The 21043-nt window shown below is 61.1% G+C and carries 21 protein-coding genes and 1 pseudogene; 18 read left to right on the top strand and 4 right to left on the bottom strand.

Going from position 1 to position 21043, the window contains the following annotated elements:
- The first annotated feature begins 7 nt into the window (after positions 1 to 7).
- The 17 genes and pseudogenes from L9059_RS22845 to L9059_RS22765 all read left to right on the top strand — a co-directional run bounded on the left by L9059_RS22845 (position 8) and on the right by L9059_RS22765 (position 15957).
- Complete coding sequence (locus L9059_RS22845) at positions 8 to 262, top strand: acyl carrier protein (protein WP_247293172.1); 255 nt, start codon at positions 8 to 10, stop codon at positions 260 to 262.
- The gene (locus L9059_RS22840) at positions 259 to 804 is read left to right on the top strand and encodes a COG4648 family protein (protein WP_247293171.1); all 546 of its coding nucleotides are present in this window, start codon (positions 259 to 261) and stop codon (positions 802 to 804) included. The genes L9059_RS22845 and L9059_RS22840 overlap by 4 nt, the downstream gene beginning before the upstream one ends.
- The gene (locus L9059_RS22835; protein WP_247293170.1) at positions 801 to 2483 is read left to right on the top strand and encodes an acyl-CoA synthetase family protein; all 1683 of its coding nucleotides are present in this window, start codon (positions 801 to 803) and stop codon (positions 2481 to 2483) included. The genes L9059_RS22840 and L9059_RS22835 overlap by 4 nt, the downstream gene beginning before the upstream one ends.
- The gene (locus L9059_RS22830) at positions 2476 to 3210 is read left to right on the top strand and encodes a glycosyltransferase family 2 protein (protein WP_247293169.1); all 735 of its coding nucleotides are present in this window, start codon (positions 2476 to 2478) and stop codon (positions 3208 to 3210) included. The genes L9059_RS22835 and L9059_RS22830 overlap by 8 nt, the downstream gene beginning before the upstream one ends.
- The gene (locus L9059_RS22825) at positions 3207 to 4154 is read left to right on the top strand and encodes a lysophospholipid acyltransferase family protein (protein WP_247293168.1); all 948 of its coding nucleotides are present in this window, start codon (positions 3207 to 3209) and stop codon (positions 4152 to 4154) included. The genes L9059_RS22830 and L9059_RS22825 overlap by 4 nt, the downstream gene beginning before the upstream one ends.
- Positions 4135 to 5679, top strand: a complete 1545-nt coding sequence (locus L9059_RS22820; RefSeq protein ID WP_247293167.1) for an HAL/PAL/TAL family ammonia-lyase — start codon at positions 4135 to 4137, stop codon at positions 5677 to 5679. The genes L9059_RS22825 and L9059_RS22820 overlap by 20 nt, the downstream gene beginning before the upstream one ends.
- Entirely contained in the window at positions 5672 to 6097 is a 426-nt protein-coding gene (locus L9059_RS22815; protein ID WP_247293166.1) for an acyl-CoA thioesterase, read from the top strand. The genes L9059_RS22820 and L9059_RS22815 overlap by 8 nt, the downstream gene beginning before the upstream one ends.
- Positions 6094 to 6705: an outer membrane lipoprotein carrier protein LolA gene (locus L9059_RS22810; RefSeq protein WP_247293165.1), complete on the top strand. Its 612-nt coding sequence runs from the start codon at positions 6094 to 6096 to the stop codon at positions 6703 to 6705. The genes L9059_RS22815 and L9059_RS22810 overlap by 4 nt, the downstream gene beginning before the upstream one ends.
- A complete protein-coding gene (locus L9059_RS22805) occupies positions 6689 to 9031 on the top strand; it encodes an MMPL family transporter (protein ID WP_247293164.1) in 2343 nt (780 codons plus the stop codon). Before L9059_RS22810 ends, L9059_RS22805 begins: the two co-directional genes overlap by 17 nt.
- Positions 9028 to 9804 (top strand): annotated as a pseudogene (locus L9059_RS22800) (sodium:proton antiporter); the annotation flags it as partial. The gene L9059_RS22805 and the pseudogene L9059_RS22800, both read left to right, overlap by 4 nt.
- Positions 9791 to 11038, top strand: coding sequence for an NAD(P)/FAD-dependent oxidoreductase (locus tag L9059_RS22795; protein WP_247293162.1), 1248 nt, complete (start codon positions 9791 to 9793; stop codon positions 11036 to 11038). The pseudogene L9059_RS22800 and the gene L9059_RS22795, both read left to right, overlap by 14 nt.
- Positions 11035 to 11760 carry a class I SAM-dependent methyltransferase gene (locus L9059_RS22790; protein WP_247293161.1) on the top strand — a complete coding sequence of 242 codons (726 nt, stop codon included), beginning with the start codon at positions 11035 to 11037 and terminating at the stop codon, positions 11758 to 11760. Before L9059_RS22795 ends, L9059_RS22790 begins: the two co-directional genes overlap by 4 nt.
- Positions 11760 to 12356: a hypothetical protein gene (locus L9059_RS22785; RefSeq protein WP_247293160.1), complete on the top strand. Its 597-nt coding sequence runs from the start codon at positions 11760 to 11762 to the stop codon at positions 12354 to 12356. The genes L9059_RS22790 and L9059_RS22785 overlap by 1 nt, the downstream gene beginning before the upstream one ends.
- Positions 12353 to 13549 carry a beta-ketoacyl-[acyl-carrier-protein] synthase family protein gene (locus tag L9059_RS22780; RefSeq protein WP_247293159.1) on the top strand — a complete coding sequence of 399 codons (1197 nt, stop codon included), beginning with the start codon at positions 12353 to 12355 and terminating at the stop codon, positions 13547 to 13549. Before L9059_RS22785 ends, L9059_RS22780 begins: the two co-directional genes overlap by 4 nt.
- Complete coding sequence (locus L9059_RS22775) at positions 13546 to 14010, top strand: hotdog family protein (RefSeq protein WP_247293158.1); 465 nt, start codon at positions 13546 to 13548, stop codon at positions 14008 to 14010. The genes L9059_RS22780 and L9059_RS22775 overlap by 4 nt, the downstream gene beginning before the upstream one ends.
- The gene (gene fabG / locus L9059_RS22770; RefSeq protein ID WP_247293157.1) at positions 14003 to 14731 is read left to right on the top strand and encodes a 3-oxoacyl-ACP reductase FabG; all 729 of its coding nucleotides are present in this window, start codon (positions 14003 to 14005) and stop codon (positions 14729 to 14731) included. The genes L9059_RS22775 and fabG overlap by 8 nt, the downstream gene beginning before the upstream one ends.
- Positions 14731 to 15957: a beta-ketoacyl-ACP synthase gene (locus L9059_RS22765; protein ID WP_247293156.1), complete on the top strand. Its 1227-nt coding sequence runs from the start codon at positions 14731 to 14733 to the stop codon at positions 15955 to 15957. The genes fabG and L9059_RS22765 overlap by 1 nt, the downstream gene beginning before the upstream one ends.
- Positions 15958 to 16388: 431 nt before the next feature.
- Here the strand turns inward: L9059_RS22765 and L9059_RS22760 are convergent, their stop codons facing one another.
- Positions 16389 to 17291 carry a LysR family transcriptional regulator gene (locus L9059_RS22760; protein WP_247293155.1) on the bottom strand — a complete coding sequence of 301 codons (903 nt, stop codon included), beginning with the start codon at positions 17289 to 17291 and terminating at the stop codon, positions 16389 to 16391.
- Between the two features lie 167 nt (positions 17292 to 17458).
- On the opposite strand from L9059_RS22760, the gene L9059_RS22755 reads away from it, so the two are divergent.
- The gene (locus L9059_RS22755; protein WP_428480294.1) at positions 17459 to 18691 is read left to right on the top strand and encodes an MFS transporter; all 1233 of its coding nucleotides are present in this window, start codon (positions 17459 to 17461) and stop codon (positions 18689 to 18691) included.
- On the opposite strand, the gene gspM is transcribed toward L9059_RS22755, so the two are convergent.
- Genes gspM through L9059_RS22740 form a run of 3 tightly spaced genes read right to left on the bottom strand, consistent with a single transcriptional unit; the run spans position 18684 to position 21012 of the window.
- Positions 18684 to 19115, bottom strand: coding sequence for a type II secretion system protein GspM (gene gspM / locus L9059_RS22750; protein ID WP_247293153.1), 432 nt, complete (start codon positions 19113 to 19115; stop codon positions 18684 to 18686). The genes L9059_RS22755 and gspM overlap by 8 nt on opposite strands.
- The gene (gene gspL, locus L9059_RS22745) at positions 19112 to 20218 is read right to left on the bottom strand and encodes a type II secretion system protein GspL (protein WP_247293152.1); all 1107 of its coding nucleotides are present in this window, start codon (positions 20216 to 20218) and stop codon (positions 19112 to 19114) included. The genes gspM and gspL overlap by 4 nt, the downstream gene beginning before the upstream one ends.
- On the bottom strand, positions 20215 to 21012 hold the full coding sequence (locus L9059_RS22740) for a type II secretion system minor pseudopilin (RefSeq protein WP_282615589.1): 798 nt from the start codon (positions 21010 to 21012) through the stop codon (positions 20215 to 20217). The genes gspL and L9059_RS22740 overlap by 4 nt, the downstream gene beginning before the upstream one ends.
- Between the last annotated feature and the right edge of the window lie 31 nt (positions 21013 to 21043).

Genomic DNA, 21043 nt, shown 5'->3' with positions numbered 1-21043 from the left:
CCGGACCATGCAAACTCGTGACGATATTTTTAACACCTTGCGCGATGCCTTGGTCGAACTCTTCGAACTGGACCCTGAACGCGTGAACCTCGAATCCAACCTCTACCAGGACCTGGAGATCGACAGCATCGACGCAGTGGACCTGATCGACCACATCAAACGTCAGACCGGCAAGAAGATCGCCGCCGAGGAGTTCAAATCGGTGCGCACCGTCAGTGACGTGGTCGAAGCGGTCTACCGCCTGGTTCAACCGGTCGCATGAGGCGACTGATCGGCCTCGGCCTGCTGCTGGCGGGCCTGCTGTACCCCTTCGCGGTGTATTTCGGCATGGAACACTTTGCCCCTTGGCAGTTCGGCCTGCTGCTGGGAAGCCTCTGGCTGGCGCGGGCGCTGCTCGGCCCACGCAAACCGGGCAGCTTGTGGATGGCCGTGACGGCCATCATCTTTTGCCTGCTGCTTGCCTTGTTCGATAGCCCGCTGCTGTTGCGCTGGTATCCGGTGCTGATCAGCGCGTTCATGCTCGGCTTATTTGGTTTGAGCCTCAAATACGGTCCGCCGATGGTCGAGCGCCTGGCGCGCTTGCGTGAACCGCAATTGCCGCCCAAGGCCATTGTTTATACCCGCCAGGTGACGATTGCCTGGAGTGTGTTTTTTCTCTGTAACGGCTTGCTTGCGACAGCCCTGACACTCTGGGCCCCGCTAAGTTGGTGGATGTTGTACACCGGCCTGATTTCCTATGGATTGATGGGCCTGATGTTTGCCATTGAATGGCTGATACGACAACGGGTACGAGGCCACCCATGAACTGGATAAAGCTTGAGCAAATGCTGTTCAAGGCTCAGCCGGAGCGCGTCGTGACGGCCGAGCCGTTGCTCAACCATGCACAGCTGTGCGAATGCGCACTGCGTCTGGCTGGCGGCCTTGAAAGCCAGGGCGTTCGACGCATTGCCGTGCACCTGGAAGACGCCGCCGACCTGGCAATTGCCCTGCTCGGAGCCTGGCGTGCCGGCGTCAGCGTGCTGCTGCCGGCCGACTTGCAACCCGGGACCCGCCAACGCTGGTCCACGGAAGTCGACCTGTGGCTGACCGACCTGGCCGACGACGCACATCTGAACGATTACCGGGGTGAGCCCCTGAGCACCGCCGCGCTCGACCTGGACCACTGCCAACTAAGCCTGTGCACGTCCGGCTCCAGCGGCGAACCCAAGCGCATCGACAAAACCTTGCGCCAACTGGCCAATGAAGTACAGGCCCTGGAGACACTTTGGGGCGCCGACCTCAGCCAAGCCTGCATCATCGGCAGCGTCGCTACCCAACACATCTATGGGTTGCTCTTCCGAGTGCTATGGCCTCTATGCGCCGGTCGGCAGTTCGTGCGCAAGCAGCTGGCGTTCCCGGAAGACCTGCAGCGCGCCAGCCGCGAATATCCGACGTTCGCCTGGGTCGCCAGCCCGGCACTGTTAAAGCGCATGGGCGAGAACCTTGACTGGCCGGCCCTGAGCACGGTGCGTCGGGTGTTTTCTTCTGGTGGTGCGTTGCCGGTTGAAGCGGCGCGAAGCCTGCACCAGCGCCTGCAGCAGTGGCCGACGGAGATCCTCGGCAGCTCGGAAACTGGCGGAATTGCCTGGCGGCAGGCCGATGAGCTCTGGCAGCCGTTTGCCGACGTCGAACTGACTCTGGACGGTGACGGTGCGTTGCTTATCAGCTCCCCCTACATGCCCCCAGGGCATGTTGAACATACCGCAGATGCTGCGCAGATTGCCGCCGATGGCCGTTTCGAGCTACGAGGGCGGCTGGACCGAATCATCAAACTGGAAGAAAAACGTATCTCGCTACCGATGCTCGAACAGGCGTTGACTACCCATGACTGGGTGGCTGAAGCTCGCCTCGGAGTGGTTCAGGAAAACCGCGCGTCGTTGGGCGCGCTGTTGGTCTTGAGCGAATCAGGCTTGCACGCGTTACGCAATCAGGGCCGGCGCGCCCTAACGGACGAGCTGCGCCAGCACCTGGGCCAGCACTGCGAAACCCTGGCTTTGCCGCGACGCTGGCGTTTTCTGCGACAACTGCCGTTCAACAGCCAAGGGAAGCTGCTTCAAGCGGATGTCGAGGCGTTATTGCTGGCTGCTCGGCCGAAGCTGCCAGAAGTACTGCAACAGATCGAAGCCGATGGCGAGTGGAGCCTGCAATTGGCGGTGCCACCGGACCTCGCGTTCTTCAGCGGCCATTTCCCCAAGGCACCGGTGTTACCCGGCGTGGTGCAGGTAGACTGGGCTCTCGCCCTGGGTCAGCAGTTGATGAATCTGCCGGCAAAATTCGCCGGCATGGAAGTCCTGAAATTTCAGCAACTGGTGCGCCCGGGTGATCAGGTCCAGCTGCACCTGCGTTTTGATCCGGTGCGCGGCAAGCTGTATTTCGCCTATCGCAATGAAACCGCGACCTGTTCCAGTGGGCGGATTGTGCTGGAGGCGGCGAGCGATGCATAACCCCTGTGCCGTCATCCCGGTCTACAACCACGAAACCGCGATCACCGCTGTGGTCGAGGCGGTGCTCGGCAGAGGTCTACCCTGCATTCTGGTCGACGATGCCAGCGCCCCGTCCTGTGCAAAGGTGCTCGATCACCTGGCGCTGCACGAAGAGGTTTTCCTGATTCGCCTGACCGCCAACCAGGGCAAGGGTGGTGCGGTCATGACCGGCCTGCGTGAAGCGTCGCGCCTGGGGTTCACTCACGCGTTGCAGGTGGACGCCGACGGCCAGCACGATCTGCAAGACATCGCTACCTTCATCAAGCAGTCTCGAGCGCATCCCGAAGCGGTGATCTGCGGATACCCGCAATACGACGCCAGCGTGCCCAAGGGCCGCCTGTACGCTCGCTACCTGACCCACGTGATGGTCTGGATCAACACCCTGTCGTTGCAGATTCGCGACTCGATGTGCGGCTTTCGCGTATATCCGTTGCCGTCCACATTGGCCTTGATCGACTCGACGAAAATCGGCAAACGCATGGATTTCGACTCGGACATCCTCGTGCGACTGGCCTGGCGCAATCAACCGATGCTCTGGCTGCCCACCCGGGTTCATTATCCGCTGGATGGCGTTTCACACTTTCGCCTGGTCCACGACAACGTACTGATTTCGAGCATGCACACGCGGCTATTTTTCGGCATGTTGCTGCGGGCACCGGCGATTCTCTGGCAGCGATGGCGAACATGAGCAGCAACTCCAACAAGGCCCATTGGGCCGACCGTGAAGAGCGCGGCAGTTTCTGGCTGATGAAGCTCACCGCATTCGGTGCACGGGTGCTGGGCCGGCGCCTGTTGAGCCCACTTTTGTATGGCATCGTCCTGTACTTTTTCCTCTTCGGCCGAAGCGCTCGCCACAGCGCCTGGCAATACCAGCAGCGGCTTGCCGACTGGAGCGGTCGCAGCGCTTTGCGACCTACCCATTGGCGGGTGTTCGGCCAGTTCATGGCGTTTGCCGATTCGATGCTCGACAAGCTCGACGTCTGGAACGGCAAGCTGAGCATCGAGCAGATCGAAATCATCGACCCCGCCCTGCTGCGCGATAAATTGCGCGGCTCCCGCGGACAGATGCTGGTGGGTGCGCACCTGGGCAATCTCGAGGTCTGCCGCGCATTGGCGGAGATTGGCGAAAAGGTCACCATGAACGTGCTGGTGCACACCAAGCACGCCGAGCAGTTCAACCGATTGCTGGGGGAAGCCGGCGCGACCAACCTGCGCCTGATCCAGGTCAGCGAGCTGGACCCGGTGATCATGCTGCAACTGCACGAGCGCCTGGAACGTGGCGAGTGGCTGGCAATTGCCGGTGATCGAGTACCACTGCACGGCGGGCGCAGCGTTACGGTAGATTTTCTCGGCCATCAGGCCGCATTTCCGCAGGGACCATGGCTGCTGGCTGGCCTGCTCAAGTGCCCGGTCAACCTGTTGTTGTGCCTGAAGAAGCCAACGGGCGATTATCGGCTGACACTCGAACCGTTCACCGAGGCCGTGGTCTGGAAGCGCAGCGAGCGAGAACAGGTCATTCATCAGTGGGCCACCCGCTACGCCGAACGCTTGGGTCACTATTGCCTCGAAGCACCACAACAATGGTTCAACTTTTACCCTTTCTGGAAGCCCGATGACGACGCCAACGCTTGAGCCGGTTACCTTCGGCAAACTCCCCCTGAGTATTGAAGAGGTACTGGCCCTGGCCAATCGCCAGGTGCCTGCACAGTTGCAAGACGACGCCCTGTTTCGCCAGCGCATCGCCAAGGGCGCGCAGTTCCTGGATTCGCTGCTGGATAAGGAAGGGGTGATTTATGGCGTGACTACCGGCTATGGCGACTCCTGTGTAGTCGCGGTGCCGCTGCATCACGTTGAGGCGCTGCCTCGTCATCTGTATACATTTCACGGTTGTGGCCTGGGCAAGTTACTCGACGTCCAGGCGACCCGAGCCGTGCTCGCTGCGCGCCTGCAGTCGCTGTGCCAGGGTGTGTCAGGGGTTCGCGTGGAACTGCTGGAACGCCTCCAGGCCTTTCTCGAACACGACATTCTGCCGCTGATACCGGAGGAAGGTTCGGTGGGCGCCAGCGGCGACCTGACCCCGCTGTCGTATGTCGCCGCAACATTGTCCGGCGAGCGCGAAGTCATGTTTCGTGGCGAACGCCGGCCAGCCGCCGACGTCCATCGTGAACTGGGCTGGGAACCCCTGGTACTCAGGCCCAAGGAAGCCCTGGCATTGATGAACGGTACCGCCGTCATGACCGGCCTGGCCTGCCTGGCCTATGCGCGAGCCGATTACCTGCTGCAACTGGCCACCCGCATCACCGCAATGAACGTGGTGGCGCTGCAAGGAAATCCGGAACACTTCGACGAGCGCCTGTTCGCCGCCAAACCTCACCCGGGGCAAATGCAAGTCGCCGCATGGCTGCGCAAGGACCTGGCGATCGACGCTCCGACCGCGCCGCTGCATCGTTTGCAAGACCGCTATTCCCTGCGCTGCGCACCCCACGTCCTAGGCGTATTGGCCGACAGCCTGAACTGGTTGCGCTCGTTCATCGAAATAGAGCTCAACAGTGCCAACGACAATCCGATCATCGACGCTGACGCCGAGCGTGTACTGCACGGCGGACATTTTTACGGTGGTCATATCGCATTCGCCATGGATAGCCTGAAGACCCTGGTTGCCAACGTCGCCGACCTGCTCGATCGACAGCTCGCACTGTTGGTCGACGAGCGCTACAACCATGGCTTGCCGAGCAATCTGTCCGGCGCCACGGCTGATCGGGCGATGCTCAATCACGGCTTCAAGGCGGTGCAGATCGGCACAAGCGCGTGGACAGCAGAAGCCCTGAAGAACACCATGCCAGCCAGCGTTTTTTCCCGCTCCACCGAGTGCCACAATCAGGACAAGGTGAGCATGGGCACCATTGCTGCAAGGGATGCCATTCGCGTGCTGGAGCTGACGGAACAAGTGGCCGCCGCGACACTGCTGGCCGCCAACCAGGGCGTCTGGTTGCGCAGTAAAGCCGAGGACGCACGCCCATTGCCGCCGGCACTTGCCGCCATGCACGCGCAGCTGGCCGAAGATTTTCCGCCAGTCATTGAAGACCGGGCCCTGGAGAGCGAGTTGCGCCTATGCCTGAAGCGTATCGCCGAACAACACTGGAGGCTGCATGCGTAGCAAGGGCGTGCTGCACATTGATACGCAAATCCTCGTGCCGTTCTTCGATATCGACACCATGAACGTCGTCTGGCACGGCCATTACATCAAATACCTGGAAGTCGCACGCTGTGCGTTGCTGGACCGGATCGGCCACAACTATAACGCCATGGTCGAGTCGGGCTACGCCTGGCCGGTGATCGACCTGCAGCTGCGGTATGTGCGTGGCGCGGTGTTCGGCCAGAAGCTCAACGTCCGGGCGAATCTGGTGGAATGGGAGAACCGGTTGAAGATCAACTACCTGATCACCGACCTGGAAACTGGCGAGCGCCTGACCCGCGCCGTGTCCGTACAGGTCGCCGTCGACATGACTAGCCGCGAGATGCAGCTCGCTTCACCGAAGATTTTCACCGATGCAGTGCAAAAGGTGCTCGAATGAACTTGCGGATAACCTGCTGCAAGTTTTTGTCGGCAGGCGTCATGCTGCTGGGTTCTTCGCTGGCCCAGGCTTTTGATCTGCAACAGCTCAGCGATCAACTGGCTAAACCTGATGTGATCCACGGTAGTTTCATCCAGGAAAAACACCTGCGCGCCCTGCCCCAACCGCTGACCAGCAAGGGCACATTCGTCCTGGCAAAAAACAGTGGCCTGCTCTGGCTGCTGAAAACCCCGCTGCAACAGGATTACCGGATTACCGCCAAGGGCATCGCCCGGCGCGACGGCAACGGCTGGCAAATGCTGCCGGGCAAGAGTGCCGGTGCTGAGCAGAACCGTCTGTTCCTCGCGGTGCTGCAAGGCGACAGCAGCGGGCTGCAACGGGATTTCGAACTGTCGCTCAGTGGCGATGCACTGGACTGGAAGTTGACCCTGATCCCGCGCTCGCTGCTGCTCAAGCAGGTATTCAACCAGATCAACATCACTGGCGCCGAGTTGGTGCAAAACATCGAATTGCTCGAAACCCAGGGCGACAGCACCCTTTTGCGCATGCAGGACAGTACGAGCGCACAACCGTTGAGCGCAGTGGAGCAAAATGACTTTGCCGAGTGAGCGCAGGCTGCCGCAGATTTTCCTTAGCCTGCTGGTGCTGGTGCTGGCGCTTGCCGGTTGGCAATGGCGCGACGGCCCGCCGCTGTCGGCCAACCTGATGGAACTGGTGCCCGGCACCGCGCCGGACGCACTGAAGTTGCGCGCAGAGCAGCGCATGCAGGAGCCGTTGAATCGCGAAATGCTGGTGCTGGTCGGCCACATCGATCGCCAGCAGGCGGTGGCCATGGCGCAGAAACTCGGCGAGCGATGGCAGGCAAGCGGGCTGTTCGAAAAGGTCCAGTGGAGCCTGCAAGGCGACTTGCCGGCACTGCGCACGCAGCTGCTGCAAGGTCGCTTGGCAATGCTCTCGACCGAGGATCGCCAGCAGTTGATCGAGCACCCCGACACCTTCATCCAACAGCGCGTGCAAGCGCTGTTCGACCCCTTCACCAGCTTCAGCCTGGTTCCCAGCCAGGAAGACTGGCTGGGCTTGACCGGACGCATCCAGAACAGCCAGCCGCAGCAAGGTGCCGTACAACTGGACATCGGCAGCGGCGCGCTGATCGCCGATGCCGACGGCAAGAGCTGGGTGTTGCTGCGTGTGCGCACCAGCGGAAACGCGTTTGACATGACGCTGCCCCTGCAGGTCGCCGACCTGCTAAAAAGCAGCCGAGCCGAAGCCGCCGAAGCCCATGTGCAACTGCTGGCGGCCAGCGGGCTGCTATACGCGGCTAACGGCCAGCAACAAGCCACCCGCGAGATGACCTGGGTAGGCGGCGGCGCCACGATCGGGATTCTCTTGCTGCTGCTCCTGGCCTTCCGGTGCTGGCGGGTGTTGCTCGCCTTTGTCCCGGTGCTGGCGGGCATGCTCTTTGGTGCGGTGGCCTGCGTCGCCCTTTTCGGCCATATGCATGTGATGACGCTGGTGCTCGGTTCGAGCCTGATCGGCGTTGCGGTCGACTACCCGCTGCATTACCTGTCCAAGAGCTGGAGCCTGAAACCCTGGGGCAGTTGGCCAGCCCTGCGCCTCACCTTGCCCGGCCTGACGCTCAGCCTGATTACCAGCTGTATCGGCTACCTCGCCCTGGCCTGGACGCCATTTCCAGCGCTCACCCAGATCGCGGTGTTTTCCGCAGCGGGTCTGATCGGCGCCTACTTGTGTGCTGTCTGTCTGCTACCAGCGCTGCTCAAGGGTGTGCAATTGCGCCCCGCGCAATGGCCGCTGAGTGTTTGCGAAAACTTGCTGCTGTGCCGTGAAGCACTGCTAAAACGGGCCAGTACCCCAGTATTGTTGGCGCTGCTGGTCGCCTTCTGTACCGCCGGCCTGCTGCAACTCGACAGCAAAAACGATATTCGCCAATGGGTCGGCGCGCCCCAGCAACTGACGGACGAAGCCCAGACCATCGCCCGCATCACCGGGTATCAGCCCACCAGCCAATTCTTCCTGGTGCGGGCGGCTGATCAACAGCAATTGCTCGAACGCCAGACCGCGCTGAGCGAGCGTCTGGATCAGTTGGTCAACCTGGACAAACTCCAGGGTTATCTGTCCCTCAACCAACTGGTCAGCCCGCCCGAGGAGCAGCGCCAGGTGCGCGACGCATTGAGCAAGCTGGAGCAATTCTGGCAGCCGTTGCTCGACCTCGGAGTACCGGTCGCAGCACTGCAAGCCGAACTTGAAACCTTGCGCGCATTGCCAATCCAGGACGTCGACTCGGCCCTGCTCGGCCCTTTGGCAGAGCCCTACCGCACGCTGTGGCTCGGCTCGACCGATGACGGCGGCGTGGCGGCCATGGTCAGTCTGCAAGGCTTGAACAACCCATCGCTGCTGCAAGTCCAGGCACTGGACCTGCCCGGTGTCGAATTGGTCGATCGCCTCGGCGAATTGAACACTGTCTTCGCCGCCACCCAGATCAGTGCCGCTGAGTTAAAACTGGCTTCCTGTGTATTAATCGTACTGGTGCTGATCCTGCCGTTCGGTCTCGGCGGCGCCCTGCGCATCGTCACTCTGCCGCTTCTGGCCGCATTGTGCAGCCTGGCCAGCCTTGGCTGGCTTGGGCAGCCGCTGACACTGTTCAGCCTGTTCGGCCTGCTGTTGGTCACCGCCATCAGCGTCGACTACGCGATCCTCATGCGCGAGCAGGTCGGTGGTGCCGCAGTGAGCCTGCTGGGTACCTTGCTCGCGGCGCTCACTACCTGGCTGTCGTTCGGCTTGCTGGCGGTATCGAGCACTCCGGCGGTGAGTAGCTTCGGCCTTTCGGTGAGCCTGGGTCTGGCGTTCAGTTTCATCCTCGCACCTTGGGCAGGACGCCAGCGCCTGGCGATTCCGGCCGCAGAGTCGGTCGCATGAAGATCGCCATTACTGCGATTGCGGTGCTGTACCGGTACCTGCGGAACATCAATTACCCGAGAGAGGCCACCCCGCGCCTGGTGCAGACCGCCATCCTCATCGCCGTGACGTGCTGGACACTGTTCGCCATCGCCCAGGGCAGCCTGCATTTGAGCAGCCTGCTGCTGCCATTGGCCGGCGCCTGCCTGCCGTTGCTCCTGAGCCTGCTCGGCATGCGCCAGCCAGCACTGCACAGCGGCTGTTTCTTCGCACTACTGGTGGTTGCCGAACACCTCAAGCTCAATGCGTTGATTCTCGGCATCGGCTACCTGCTGTGCATGGCGGCCTTGAAAGTACCATTGGTCCTGCCGCTGCCTTCGGTCTGGATGAGTCGGTTGCAGACGAGTATCGCGACCCCGCTGATCCTCACGTTCGGCATCGTACAGATTGACGTCCATAGCGCCATGGACAGCCTCGGCTGGGTCCAGCTGGCAGCGCTGCTGATGTTACCGATCGCCAGCAAACTGCTGGGTAATTGGCTGGGACTGGGCTGGGCCGGTGCTTCGTTTGAAGGCGCCAGTCGCTGGTGGGAAAGTGTCCTGCTGAATATTCGCGGCTTGAGCGAGATCGTCTTTCTCAACCTGCTGCTGCAACAACACCTCATCAGCCCGGCGTTGTATTTTGCGCTGATGTTGATGGGACTGATCGCGACATGGCTGCCGGCACTGGTCGGTATGCACCGAATCCCCATGAATATCGCCGCCCCGGCAAGGAACCCCCATGCCAACAGTTGAAACGGAACGTCGCCAGGTGGTAGTCATCGGCGCAGGGCCTTCGGGTGCCATCGCCGCCGCCCTGCTCAAGCGTAAAGGGCATGATGTGCTGATCATCGAACGTCAGCATTTCCCCAGGTTTTCCATAGGCGAAAGCCTGCTGTCCCACTGCCTGGACTTCGTCGAGGAAGCGGGCATGCTCGAGGCGGTAAACGCTGCCGGTTTTCAGCTGAAAACCGGTGCGGCCTTCGCTTGGGGCGAGCAGTACAGCACGTTCGATTTTGGCGACACCTTCAGCAATGGCAAACCGACCACCTTCCAGGTGCTGCGTGCCGATTTCGACAAGCTACTGGCCGACCAGGCCGCGCTGCAAGGAGTAGATATCCGCTACGGCGAAACCATCGTCAGCGTGGCCGTCGACCACGCCAAACCGCAACTCGGCGTGCAGCGCGAAGATGGTAGCGAGTACCGCATCGAGGCCGAATTCATGCTCGATGCCAGTGGCTACGGCCGGGTCCTCCCGCGCCTACTGGACCTTGAAGCACCGTCGAGCTTTCCGGTGCGCCAGGCCGTGTTCACCCATGTCGAGGACCACATCGACAACCCGGCCTTCGACCGCAGCAAAATCCTCGTCACCACCCATCCTGCCCAGCGCGATATCTGGTTCTGGACCATCCCGTTCAGTAATGGTCGATGCTCGGTGGGCGTGGTCGCGGCGGCGGAACATTTCCAAGGTCGCGCAGATAATCTCGACGACTGCCTGCGCGGCTTTATCGCTGAGACCCCAAGCCTGTCTACAGTGCTCGAACACGCGGTCTGGGATACACCTGCGCGCACCATTGGCGGTTATTCAGCCAACGTCAAAACCCTGCACGGCCCCGGCTTTGCCCTGCTGGGTAACGCCGCGGAATTCCTTGACCCGGTATTCTCCTCGGGCGTGACCATCGCCATGCGCTCGGCGAGCATGGCCGCTGCGGTCCTGCACCGCCAACTGCAAGGTGAAGATGTCGACTGGGAAACTGAATTTTCCACCCCGCTCAAGCGAGGTGTCGATACGTTTCGCTGCTACGTGGAAGGCTGGTACGCCGGAACCTTCCAGGATGTGATCTACCATCCGGGCAGCTCACCGGACATTCGCCGCATGATCAGCGCGATCCTCGCCGGTTATGCCTGGGACGAGCGCAATCCATTCGTCGCCGAACCCAAACGCCGGCTGCGGATGCTGTCGGAACTGTGCGCAAGGGATGCCACATGAGCTATTTGAGCGAAAATTACGTTGAGGAAACCCGCTTCGGTTTCTGGTTCCTGCGCAGCCACACCTGGCAGCACCATGTGTTGCGGGTGGCGATCAAGGACCTGCGCGGCCTGTTCAGCGAATCCCCGCCGACCAAACCAGTGCTGCTCGATGCCGGGTGTGGTCAGGGCAAGTCGTTCCAGCTGTTGCGCCAGACCTTTGAACCACTGCGTCTGACAGGCCTGGACGCCGACCCACACAGTCTTGAACTCAGCCGTGATGAGGCCGCGCGCCAGTGCATCGACGTGGAGCTGATCGGCAGCGACTGCGCGAGCATCCAGTTGCCGGACGCCAGTGTCGATCTGTTGTTCTGTCATCAGACGTTCCACCACTTGGTGGAGCAGGAACTAGCCCTGGCCGAGTTCTATCGGGTATTGAAACCGGGGGGTTATCTGCTGTTCGCCGAATCCACCGAGGCTTACATTGATACTTGGGTGATTCGCTGGTTGTTTCGCCATCCGATGCATGTGCAAAAAAGTGCCGCCGGGTATCTGCAGATGATTCGCCAACAGGGTTTCGAGTTCGGCCCGCAGAACGTTTCCTATCCGTACCTGTGGTGGAGTCGCGCCAAGGATTTCGGCCTGCTGGAACGCTTGGGGCTGCAACGGCCAAAAGCCGTCGGTGAGCGGGAAGAAACCCTGGTCAATGTGGTTGCGCGCAAACCGCTTGAAGGTGTCGTTTGATGGATATTTTCAATGCCTCGAAATGCCCAGCCTGTGGGAGAGAGCCTGCTCGCGTTAGCGGTGGCTCAGGCAACACGATTGTTGAATACATTGCCGCCATCGCAAGCAGGCTCACTTCCTCATTTTTGCTACTTGGCTCGATTCTGCTGCTGAGCGCCTGTGCCAGCCGGGCGCCGCTGCCCGAGCAAACGCCTGACCTGCGGCTGCCCCTGCAATTGCACATCCAGCGCCTGCAAGCCGACCAGCGCCTTGACTGGGTGCTGGTGATCCAGCGCGAGGGGCTGGGTATTCGCTGGTCGATGATGGACTTGCTGGGCATTCCCCAGGCCCGACAGAAACTGGTCGACGGCAACTGGCACGCCGACGGCCTGCTGCCACCCAATGCGGAAGCACGGGAATTGTTCGCCGCGTTGCTGTTTGCGCTGACACCGGAAGCTCAGTTACGAGGCAACTACCCGACCGCCTGGCAACACGGTGCGCAACGGTCGTTGCCCGAGCGTTGGGATGTGCGCTATGCGCAATCGCAAAATTTCGATCTGACCCTGAGCAAAGGTCTGAAATACCAGGTCACACCCTTGGGAGGGGACACGCCATGACGGCCTATTTGAATGCCCTCGGAGTGATCTGTGCCCTGGGCCGTGGCAAGGAGGAGGTCAGCCGCAGGCTGTTTGCCGGCGACACCTGCGGGATGCGCGACGAAGCCGGCTGGATTGTGGGACGTACAGTGCCGGTAGCGGCTGTGCAGGGTGAACTCGCACAGATCCCCGTCGAACTGGCGGAGCAAGGCAGCCGCAACAATCAGTTGCTGCTGGAAGCCGCCCTGCAGATTCGCGAGGACATTGACCAGGCGATTCAGACCTACGGTCGCGATCGCATCGGCGTGGTACTGGGCACCAGCACCTCTGGCATAGACGAAGCCAGCCGCGGCCTGGCCCATTACATCCGCGAGGACGTGTTTCCCGCTGACTACAACTACCAGCAACAGGAACTCGGCGCGCCGGCAAATTTCCTCGCCGACTGGCTGCAAACGAGCGGTCCGGCCTATGTGATCTCCACAGCGTGCACCTCAAGTGCCCGGGCCCTGATGAGCGCCCAGCGCCTGCTGAACATGGGGTTGTGCGATGCGGTACTGTGCGGCGGAGTCGACAGCCTGTGCAAGCTGACCCTCAACGGCTTCTCTGCACTGGAGGCGGTTTCCGGACAGCGTTGCAACCCGTTTTCAATCAATCGCAACGGCATCAACATCGGCGAAGCGGCCGTGCTGTTTCTGATGACCCGACAGGCCGGCAGCCGCGCGCCGATTGCACTGCTGGGCAGCGGCGCGAGTTCCGATGCTCACCATATTTCCGCTCCGGAACCGGCTGGCCGGGGCGCCCTGCAGGCCATGCGCAAGGCTCTGGATCGTGCGAGCTTGCAACCGGGGCAGATTGCCTATCTGAACCTGCACGGCACGGCCACACAACATAATGATTCTATGGAAAGCCTGGCGGTGACAACACTGTTCCCTGGCGGTGTGCCTTGCTCGTCGACCAAACCACTGACCGGCCACACCCTCGGCGCCGCCGGCGCCCTGGAAGCTGCGTTCTGCTGGCTGAGCCTCTGCACTGACAATCTACAGCAGGCTTTGCCGCCGCATGTCTGGGATAGCCAACCCGACCCCGACCTGCCCCGACTGAAATGGGTGACCACGGCTGATCGCCTGTCGTCCATTGCACCCCGCTACCTGATGAGCAATTCCTTTGCCTTTGGTGGCAACAACGTCAGCCTGATAATCGGAGACGCACCATGATCGACTGGCCGCTCGCCGAACTGCTGCCTCACGCTGGCGACATGATCCTGATCGAACAGATCCTGTCGTACGATGAGGAGCAGATACTCACCCGCCTGACTGTCAGGCCTCACGGTCTGTTCAACCGCCCCGACGGCAGCTTGCCAGCTTGGGTTGGCATTGAGTTGATGGCCCAGAGCGTCGCCGCCTATGCCGGCTGTCACGCCCGTCAGCGCGGCGATGCGATCGCGCTGGGTTTCCTGCTCGGTACACGCAAATTCGAATGCAATGTCGAACATTTTCCGCTCGGCACCGAGCTGACCATCCACGGGCTGCGCTCGCTGGAAGATGAGAACGGCATGGGCGTGTTCGAATGTCATATCGATGCCCCCGGCATCCACGCCACCGCTCGTCTGAACGTGTTCCGCCCACCTCAGGCCGCGCAATATCTTGATGAATCAAAGGAGTCCAGTCATGACTGAATCCGTACTGGTCACCGGCTCCAGCCGTGGTATCGGCCGCGCCATTGCCTTGCGTCTGGCCCAGGCCGGGCATGACATCGTGCTGCATTGCCGCAGTGGCCTGGCCGAGGCTGGCGCGGTCAAGGCAGAGGTTGAAGCCTTTGGCCAAAAAGCACGCATCCTGCAATTTGATGTGGCAGACCGCGCCAGTTGCAAAGCCATCCTTGAAGCCGACGTTGAGACCCATGGTGCCTATTACGGGGTGGTGCTTAACGCCGGACTGACCCGCGACGGTGCTTTTCCGGCGCTGAGCGAGGATGATTGGGATGTGGTGATGCGGACCAATCTGGACGGTTTCTACAACGTCCTGCACCCGGTGATGATGCCGATGATCCGTCGTCGCGCGGCCGGGCGCATTGTCTGCATCACCTCGGTATCGGGATTGATCGGCAACCGTGGCCAGGTCAACTACAGCGCTTCCAAGGCGGGTCTGATCGGCGCGGCGAAAGCCTTGGCGATCGAACTGGGCAAACGCAAGATCACCGTCAACTGTGTCGCACCCGGGCTGATCGACACGGCGATGCTCGATGAAAACGTGCCGGTGGAAGAACTGATGAAAATGATTCCCGCACAGCGCATGGGCACCCCCGAAGAGGTGGCCGGCGCGGTGAATTTCCTGATGTCGGCGGAAGCGTCGTATATCACCCGCCAGGTTCTGGCAGTCAACGGAGGCCTGTGCTGATGAAGCGTGTCGTCGTCACCGGCATGGCCGGCATCACTTCTTTGGGCCGCGACTGGGAAACCATCGCCGGCAACTTCGCGGCCAACCGCAGCGGTATCCGCCGGATGGACGAGTGGGATCGGTTCACCGAACTGAACACTCGCCTGGCCGGGCCCATTGATGACTTCAAGGTACCAAGCCACTGGACCCGCAAACAACTGCGCAGCATGGGGCGCGTGTCGCGCCTTGCAGTTGGTGCTTCAGAGCGGGCACTGGCCGATGCCGGGTTGCTGGGCGATGAGTCGATCAAGGACGGACGCATGGGCGTGGCTTGTGGTTCGTCCACTGGCAGCACCGACGAAATCAAAGCCTTCGGCAATATGCTGCTCAATTCGGTGGCCGAGGGGCTGAACGCCAACTCCTACGTGCGCATGATGCCGCACACCACGGCGGCGAACATAAGCATCTTCTTCGGCCTCACTGGACGCCTGATCCCCACGTCCAGCGCCTGTACCAGCGGCAGCCAGGGCATCGGCTACGCCTACGAATCAATCAAGTTCGGTCGCCTGCCGCTGATGCTCGCCGGCGGTGCCGAAGAACTGTGCCCCACCGAAGCCATGGTCTTTGACGCGCTCTACGCCACCAGCCTGAAAAACGACGCCCCGCAGACGACCCCGCGCCCTTACGACAAGGGCCGTGACGGCCTGGTGATCGGCGAGGGTGGCGGCATGCTGGTACTTGAAGAGCTGGAGCACGCGCTGGCGCGTGGCGCGCGCATTCACGCCGAACTGGTCGGCTTTGGCAGCAACGCGGACGGTCAGCACACCACCCGTCCGGAGCAGGTCACCATGCGCCGGGCCATGGAGCTGGCGCTTGAAGATGCCGGGTTGCAACCGAGCGACATCGGCTATGTGAACGGCCACGGCACCGCCACTGAACAAGGCGACATTGCCGAAACCCTGGCGACCAGCGCGCTGTTTGGCGAACACATGCCTATCAGTTCGCAGAAGAGTTTCCTCGGCCATACCCTCGGTGCCTGTGGCGCGCTGGAGTCCTGGTTCAGCATCGAAATGATGAACAGCGACCTGTATGCCCATACCTTCAATCTGGATGACATCGACCCGCACTGCGGCAAGCTCGATTACCTGCGCGGCGAGTTCCGGCAGATGAGTAATCAGTATGTGATGAACAATAATTTTGCGTTTGGCGGGGTGAATACTTCGCTGATTTTTCGGCGGTGGTCTTGAGCGGTTGATAGCTGATTAAAATCAAAAGATCGCAGCCTTCGGCAGCTCCTTGGGGATTGGTGTTCACCCCGTCGGAGCTGCCGAAGGCTGCGATCTTTGCTTTTTGCTTTTGATACAGGTTAGCCAACCGGGGTAACCAACAAAGTCAGCACAACCGCCATCAAGTCTAAGGATGGGGAAAACCTGACCGGATGGAAGCCAAGCGCCTGTCAAACACCCCGGCGACTAATCCCGGTCACTGAAGATCAGTGACCGAACCAAATTACCGACCGCCCCCAAGACTCACAAGTCAGCGGATTCCGGCGTTGTTGTAGGGCAAGGCTCCTGAATGCGTAGCCTTGGGATGTCAGAGGTTTCCAGAGTGATGGTGAATGTTAAGCCACCATCGCTGGCAAGCCAGGCTCCCACAGGTGGCGGCGATGCAGGCTGGGTCACTCCTTCAGGGGCTCAACCTTCCTCGTCAACAACGCCACAAACGCCCGTGCCATCGGCGATTTCTGATCCTTGCGCTGCACCAGCCAAACCGCCGACACCGCCGCCGGATCCAGCAAGGGCCGGTACACCACCCCGTCAATCCGCATTCGCTGATACGACGCCGGCAGTACCGAGACGCCCAACCCCGCAGCCACCAGGCCGATGATGGTCATTGCCTCTCCGGCCTCCTGCGCGAAGTGCGGGCTGAAACCGGAGTCGCGGGCCAGGCTCAGCAGTTGTGCGTATAGCCCGCTGCCATAGCTGCGCGGGAAAAACACGAACGGTTCAAGGGCCAACGCCGACAGGAACAGTCCCTGCTCGCTGCCGTTCACCAGCGGATGTTTGGAGCTGAGCACGGCTACCAGCGGCTCGCTCATTAACTCGACTACGCTCAGGGAGTCCGGCAGTCCCAGCGGGCGCATGATGCCGACTTCAATCGACTCATCCGCCAGCGCGTCGGCCACCTGGGTGCTGCTCATTTCCCGCAGGTTCAAGTGCACTGCCGGAAAGCGCTGGCGGAATGCGAAAATTGCCTGGGGGATGGTCGAGTTGAACGGTGCCGAGGAGGTGAAGCCGATTTTCAGTTCCCCCAGCTCGCCCAATTGCGCCCGACGAGCAACATCGGCGGCTTTGTCGACCTGCGCCAGCACCAGTCGTGCCTCCTGCAGAAACAACCGACCGGCCTCGCTCAGCTCGACCCGACGATTGGTACGCTCAAACAGTCGCGCCCCCACCTCTTGCTCCAGTGCCTGTATCTGCTGGCTCAAAGGCGGTTGCGCTATGCCCAGCACCTGTGCGGCGCGGCCGAAATGCAGTTCTTCGGCGACGGCAATGAAGTAACGTAAGTGGCGCAATTCCATGAAAACCCCATTAGGTCGCAAAAGCTCTTAAACAGGTCGAACAATATATTGGATTGAATCATTAGGCAGCTATATGCTTTTTTCATTGCCTGACCGGCTGCCCGCTCCCGAGGTCCGAAGTGAAAACTGTTGCTGCGCCACTCGCCCATGAAGTCCCGCCTTGCGAAGTGGACGATGTCGTCGCCGAGTTCAAGGAGATCTACATCGAGAAAGGCACGCCGATGTTCATGCGCACGGTTCTGGCGCTGTTCTGCGGCGGCTTTGCGACGTTCGCCCTGCTGTACTGCGTGCAGCCGATGATGCCGCTGCTATCCCATGAGTACTCGATCAATGCAGCCCAGAGCAGCCTGATCCTATCGGTGGCCACCGGGATGCTTGCCATCGGCCTGCTGATCACCGGCCCCATCTCCGATCGGGTCGGACGCAAGCCGGTAATGGTCGCAGCGTTGTTTGCAGCGGCGTTGTGCACTATCGCCAGCTCGATGATGCCAAGCTGGCATGGCGTGTTGCTAATGCGCGCGCTGATTGGCTTGTCATTGAGCGGTCTGGCAGCGGTGGCCATGACCTATTTGAGCGAAGAGATCCACCCTCAGCACATCGGGCTCGCCATGGGCCTGTACATCGGCGGCAATGCGATTGGCGGGATGAGCGGACGTCTGATCACGGGCGTATTGATTGACTTCGTCAGCTGGCACACGGCGATGCTAGTGATCGGCGGCCTGGCATTGATTGCGGCGGCGCTGTTCTGGAGGATTCTTCCGCCGTCGCGCAATTTCCGCCCACGCTCACTGCATCCGCGCAGTTTGATCGACGGGTTCACCATGCATTTTCGTGACGCCGGGCTACCGCTGCTGTTTCTTGAAGCCTTTGTGCTGATGGGTGCCTTTGTCACCCTGTTCAACTACATCGGTTATCGCCTGCTGGCAGCGCCCTACAACATGGATCAGGCCTACGTCGGTCTGCTCTCGGTGGTGTACCTGTCGGGCATCTACAGCTCGGCGAAAATCGGCGCCCTGGCGGACAAGCTAGGTCGGCGCAAAGTGCTCTGGTCGACCATCGTCATGATGCTCGGCGGCCTCGCCCTGACGATGTTCACGCCACTGCCATTGGTGATCATCGGCATGCTGATTTTCACCTTCGGCTTCTTCGGCGCGCATTCGGTGGCGAGCAGCTGGATCGGCCGCCGCGCGACCAAAGCCAAAGGGCAGGCATCGTCGCTGTATTTGTTCAGCTACTACGCCGGATCGAGCATCGCGGGTACTGTCGGCGGCGTTTTCTGGCACCTGGGTGGCTGGAACGGGATCGGGCTGTTTATCGGCACACTGCTGGTGATCGCGCTGCTGGTGGCGTTGAAACTGGCGAAGTTGCCACTGTTGCCGGGTAACGGCGCGACTATCTGAGTACGACCCGAGCTTCCAGGACGTTATCGCGTTTTTCCAGGCTCAGTGACTGCAGCGCAACACCGCCTCGCTCGACGCTGTCCAGCCATTGCAGCAGGCCTTCAGGGTTGCCGCTAATTGTCAGGCGCAGCAGTTCGTTGTCACTGTCCATTTGATGGATGTCGAGCCCCGCGGCGGTAGCACCATCGCTCACCCGCAGCGACAGCGGCTGGTCGGTAGCGCCGGCAACGATACTGCGAGGCTGGGCGTGCTGCAGTTGCGTGCGCAGTCCAAGCTGTTGCTGATAGTAGCGCTCGGTGCTTTCGAGGCGCAGGCGGCTCGGTTGCCAGATCAGGCTGTAGCCTGCAAAGACCAGCAACACCATCGCCATTGCCAGCAACAGCCGTTGTTCACGCGCGCTGATGCGCTGCCAGGCCTGCTTCATGCTCCGTCCTCGAAGGTAAGAGTGGCGTGCACCCGGTCATCTGCTTTGTTCGCGCTGTCCAGCCTGACTGGCATGCCTTGCTGTCGACCTCTCTCACGTAATTGCTCAAGTTCGGCGAAACTGTTGGCCGTGAGCTGGATTTTCCAGCCCTCCCCGGCACGCAACTCAACGCGCTGTACCTCGACGGAGCTGGCGCCGATGACGTGTTCGACAAGCTTGAGCAACTCGCTAGTGCGCGTGCTCTGCGATTGCGCAGGCGGGTGTTGCAGCACTTTGAGTTGCGCTGCCATGTCCATGGTGTGGGGCTGGTCGGGATAAAGGGCCTTGAACTGCTGCTCACTCTCCTGCACGAGCTGACGGCTCTGGCCCTCGACAAACCAAATCCGGGCTTCAGTGCCGCCCCAGGTCAACAGCAACGACGTGAACAACGCCAACGCGCCGATTCGCCAAGGCAGAGGTTTTTGGCTAGGCGCAAAACGCCCCTGCAGCAGATTGATGGCATGCGCCGGACGAACGTTCAGGCATTGATCGAAGAAGGCGTCACCCTGATGGTCATCCAGCCAATGGATGTCCGCAGGCAAGATCGGTCGCAGCGTTTTCAACCCCTCGTTCGACAATACCATCCGGGCCGGCAGCGCCCCACCCAGCAGCCATCGACCAAAGCACCGGACACCCAGGGGCTGAGTGTCGGGCAGCATATCGGCATCCACACTTGCACTACGCAATTCGACAGCCGATTCGGCCAGCAACGACAGGACCCCAGCCATTCGTTCCCGACCGATGACCATGACCGGATAGCGCCCGTCACTGTCGCGCGCACCTACGCTCACGTGCAGCTGCTCCAGCGGTTCGCTCAGTTGCTCTTCCACGGCAAACGCCACAGCCTGAGCACCGGGTTGACGCCGGGAGGGCCACGGCTCGCTGCGCACCCAACTGCACAATTCCATTGGCACCAGCAGATCAACCGACTGGCCCGCGAGGGCCTCCGCGGCTTGATGCAGCGGCATGGGCGTGCCCTGATGAAGCGCAGACCAGACGCGACACGGCCAGTCGGCAGATGGAGCTACCACGCCTTCGGCAGTCAGATACAGCCAGCTCTTCATTGCTGGACCTCGTTGGCAATCGCTGAAAGAAAACATCGTTGCAGAACTTTCCATTGCTGCGTCTTGGCATCACGCTCAACGTCCGTCACCAAGCGCAGGACGCGCCCACCCTGAGTTACTTCTACCGTGATCCGGAACCAGCGGCTGGTGATCCCCAGCCCATGACTGCTCAGGCCCAACCCCGAAATCAGCGGGTCTTGAGTAAACGCCTGGACACTGCCCCAGGCAGAACTCGATGCCTGACGGACCAGCGAGTCGGCGGTCGCGGCGTTGACATCACCCAATATGCTCAACACCAATGCCGGAGCGGTATTGATGTTCAGCGCCGCTTCGATGGGCAGCAGTGCCACCCAGGGCTCAAGCTCGCGCAAGCGCTGATCGTCCACGCCTGGCAGCAAGCGCAGCTGGCTCAATTCGCGCAATGCGCCCACCTGGCGCAGTTGCAAAGGCGCAAGATCGAGCGACGCCTGCAAGCGCTCCCAGCGGTTGAGCGTGACCTGGTCGATCTGGCCCGCAACCAGTAATGAATTGAGGTTGAACCGGCCACCCAGGTCATCGATATCGACACGGACCTGTGCGTCCTCGCTATCGAAGTCAAAAGTCAGCCGGGCCCATTCCTGTGTCCGATCGACTGTTTTATTGGAGGATTGAACCTGCAACACCATCAAAGCCCGGGTCTCTGCGCCGAATGCGAGCTGGCGCAGGTCGATCTGCTGCACCTGTTGACCGCTGCTCTGCAGCAACCGGTGATGGCTGCGCAGCAAGCCAGCGGTGATCAACAACGCGAGGCTCATGACCAGTAACACGCTGATCAACGCAAAGCCA

The sequence above is a fragment of the Pseudomonas violetae genome (assembly GCF_023072615.1).
Lineage (GTDB): Bacteria > Pseudomonadota > Gammaproteobacteria > Pseudomonadales > Pseudomonadaceae > Aquipseudomonas > Aquipseudomonas violetae.
Note: the sequence above shows the minus strand (reverse complement) of the source record. Positions and strands in the feature narration are given on the sequence as shown.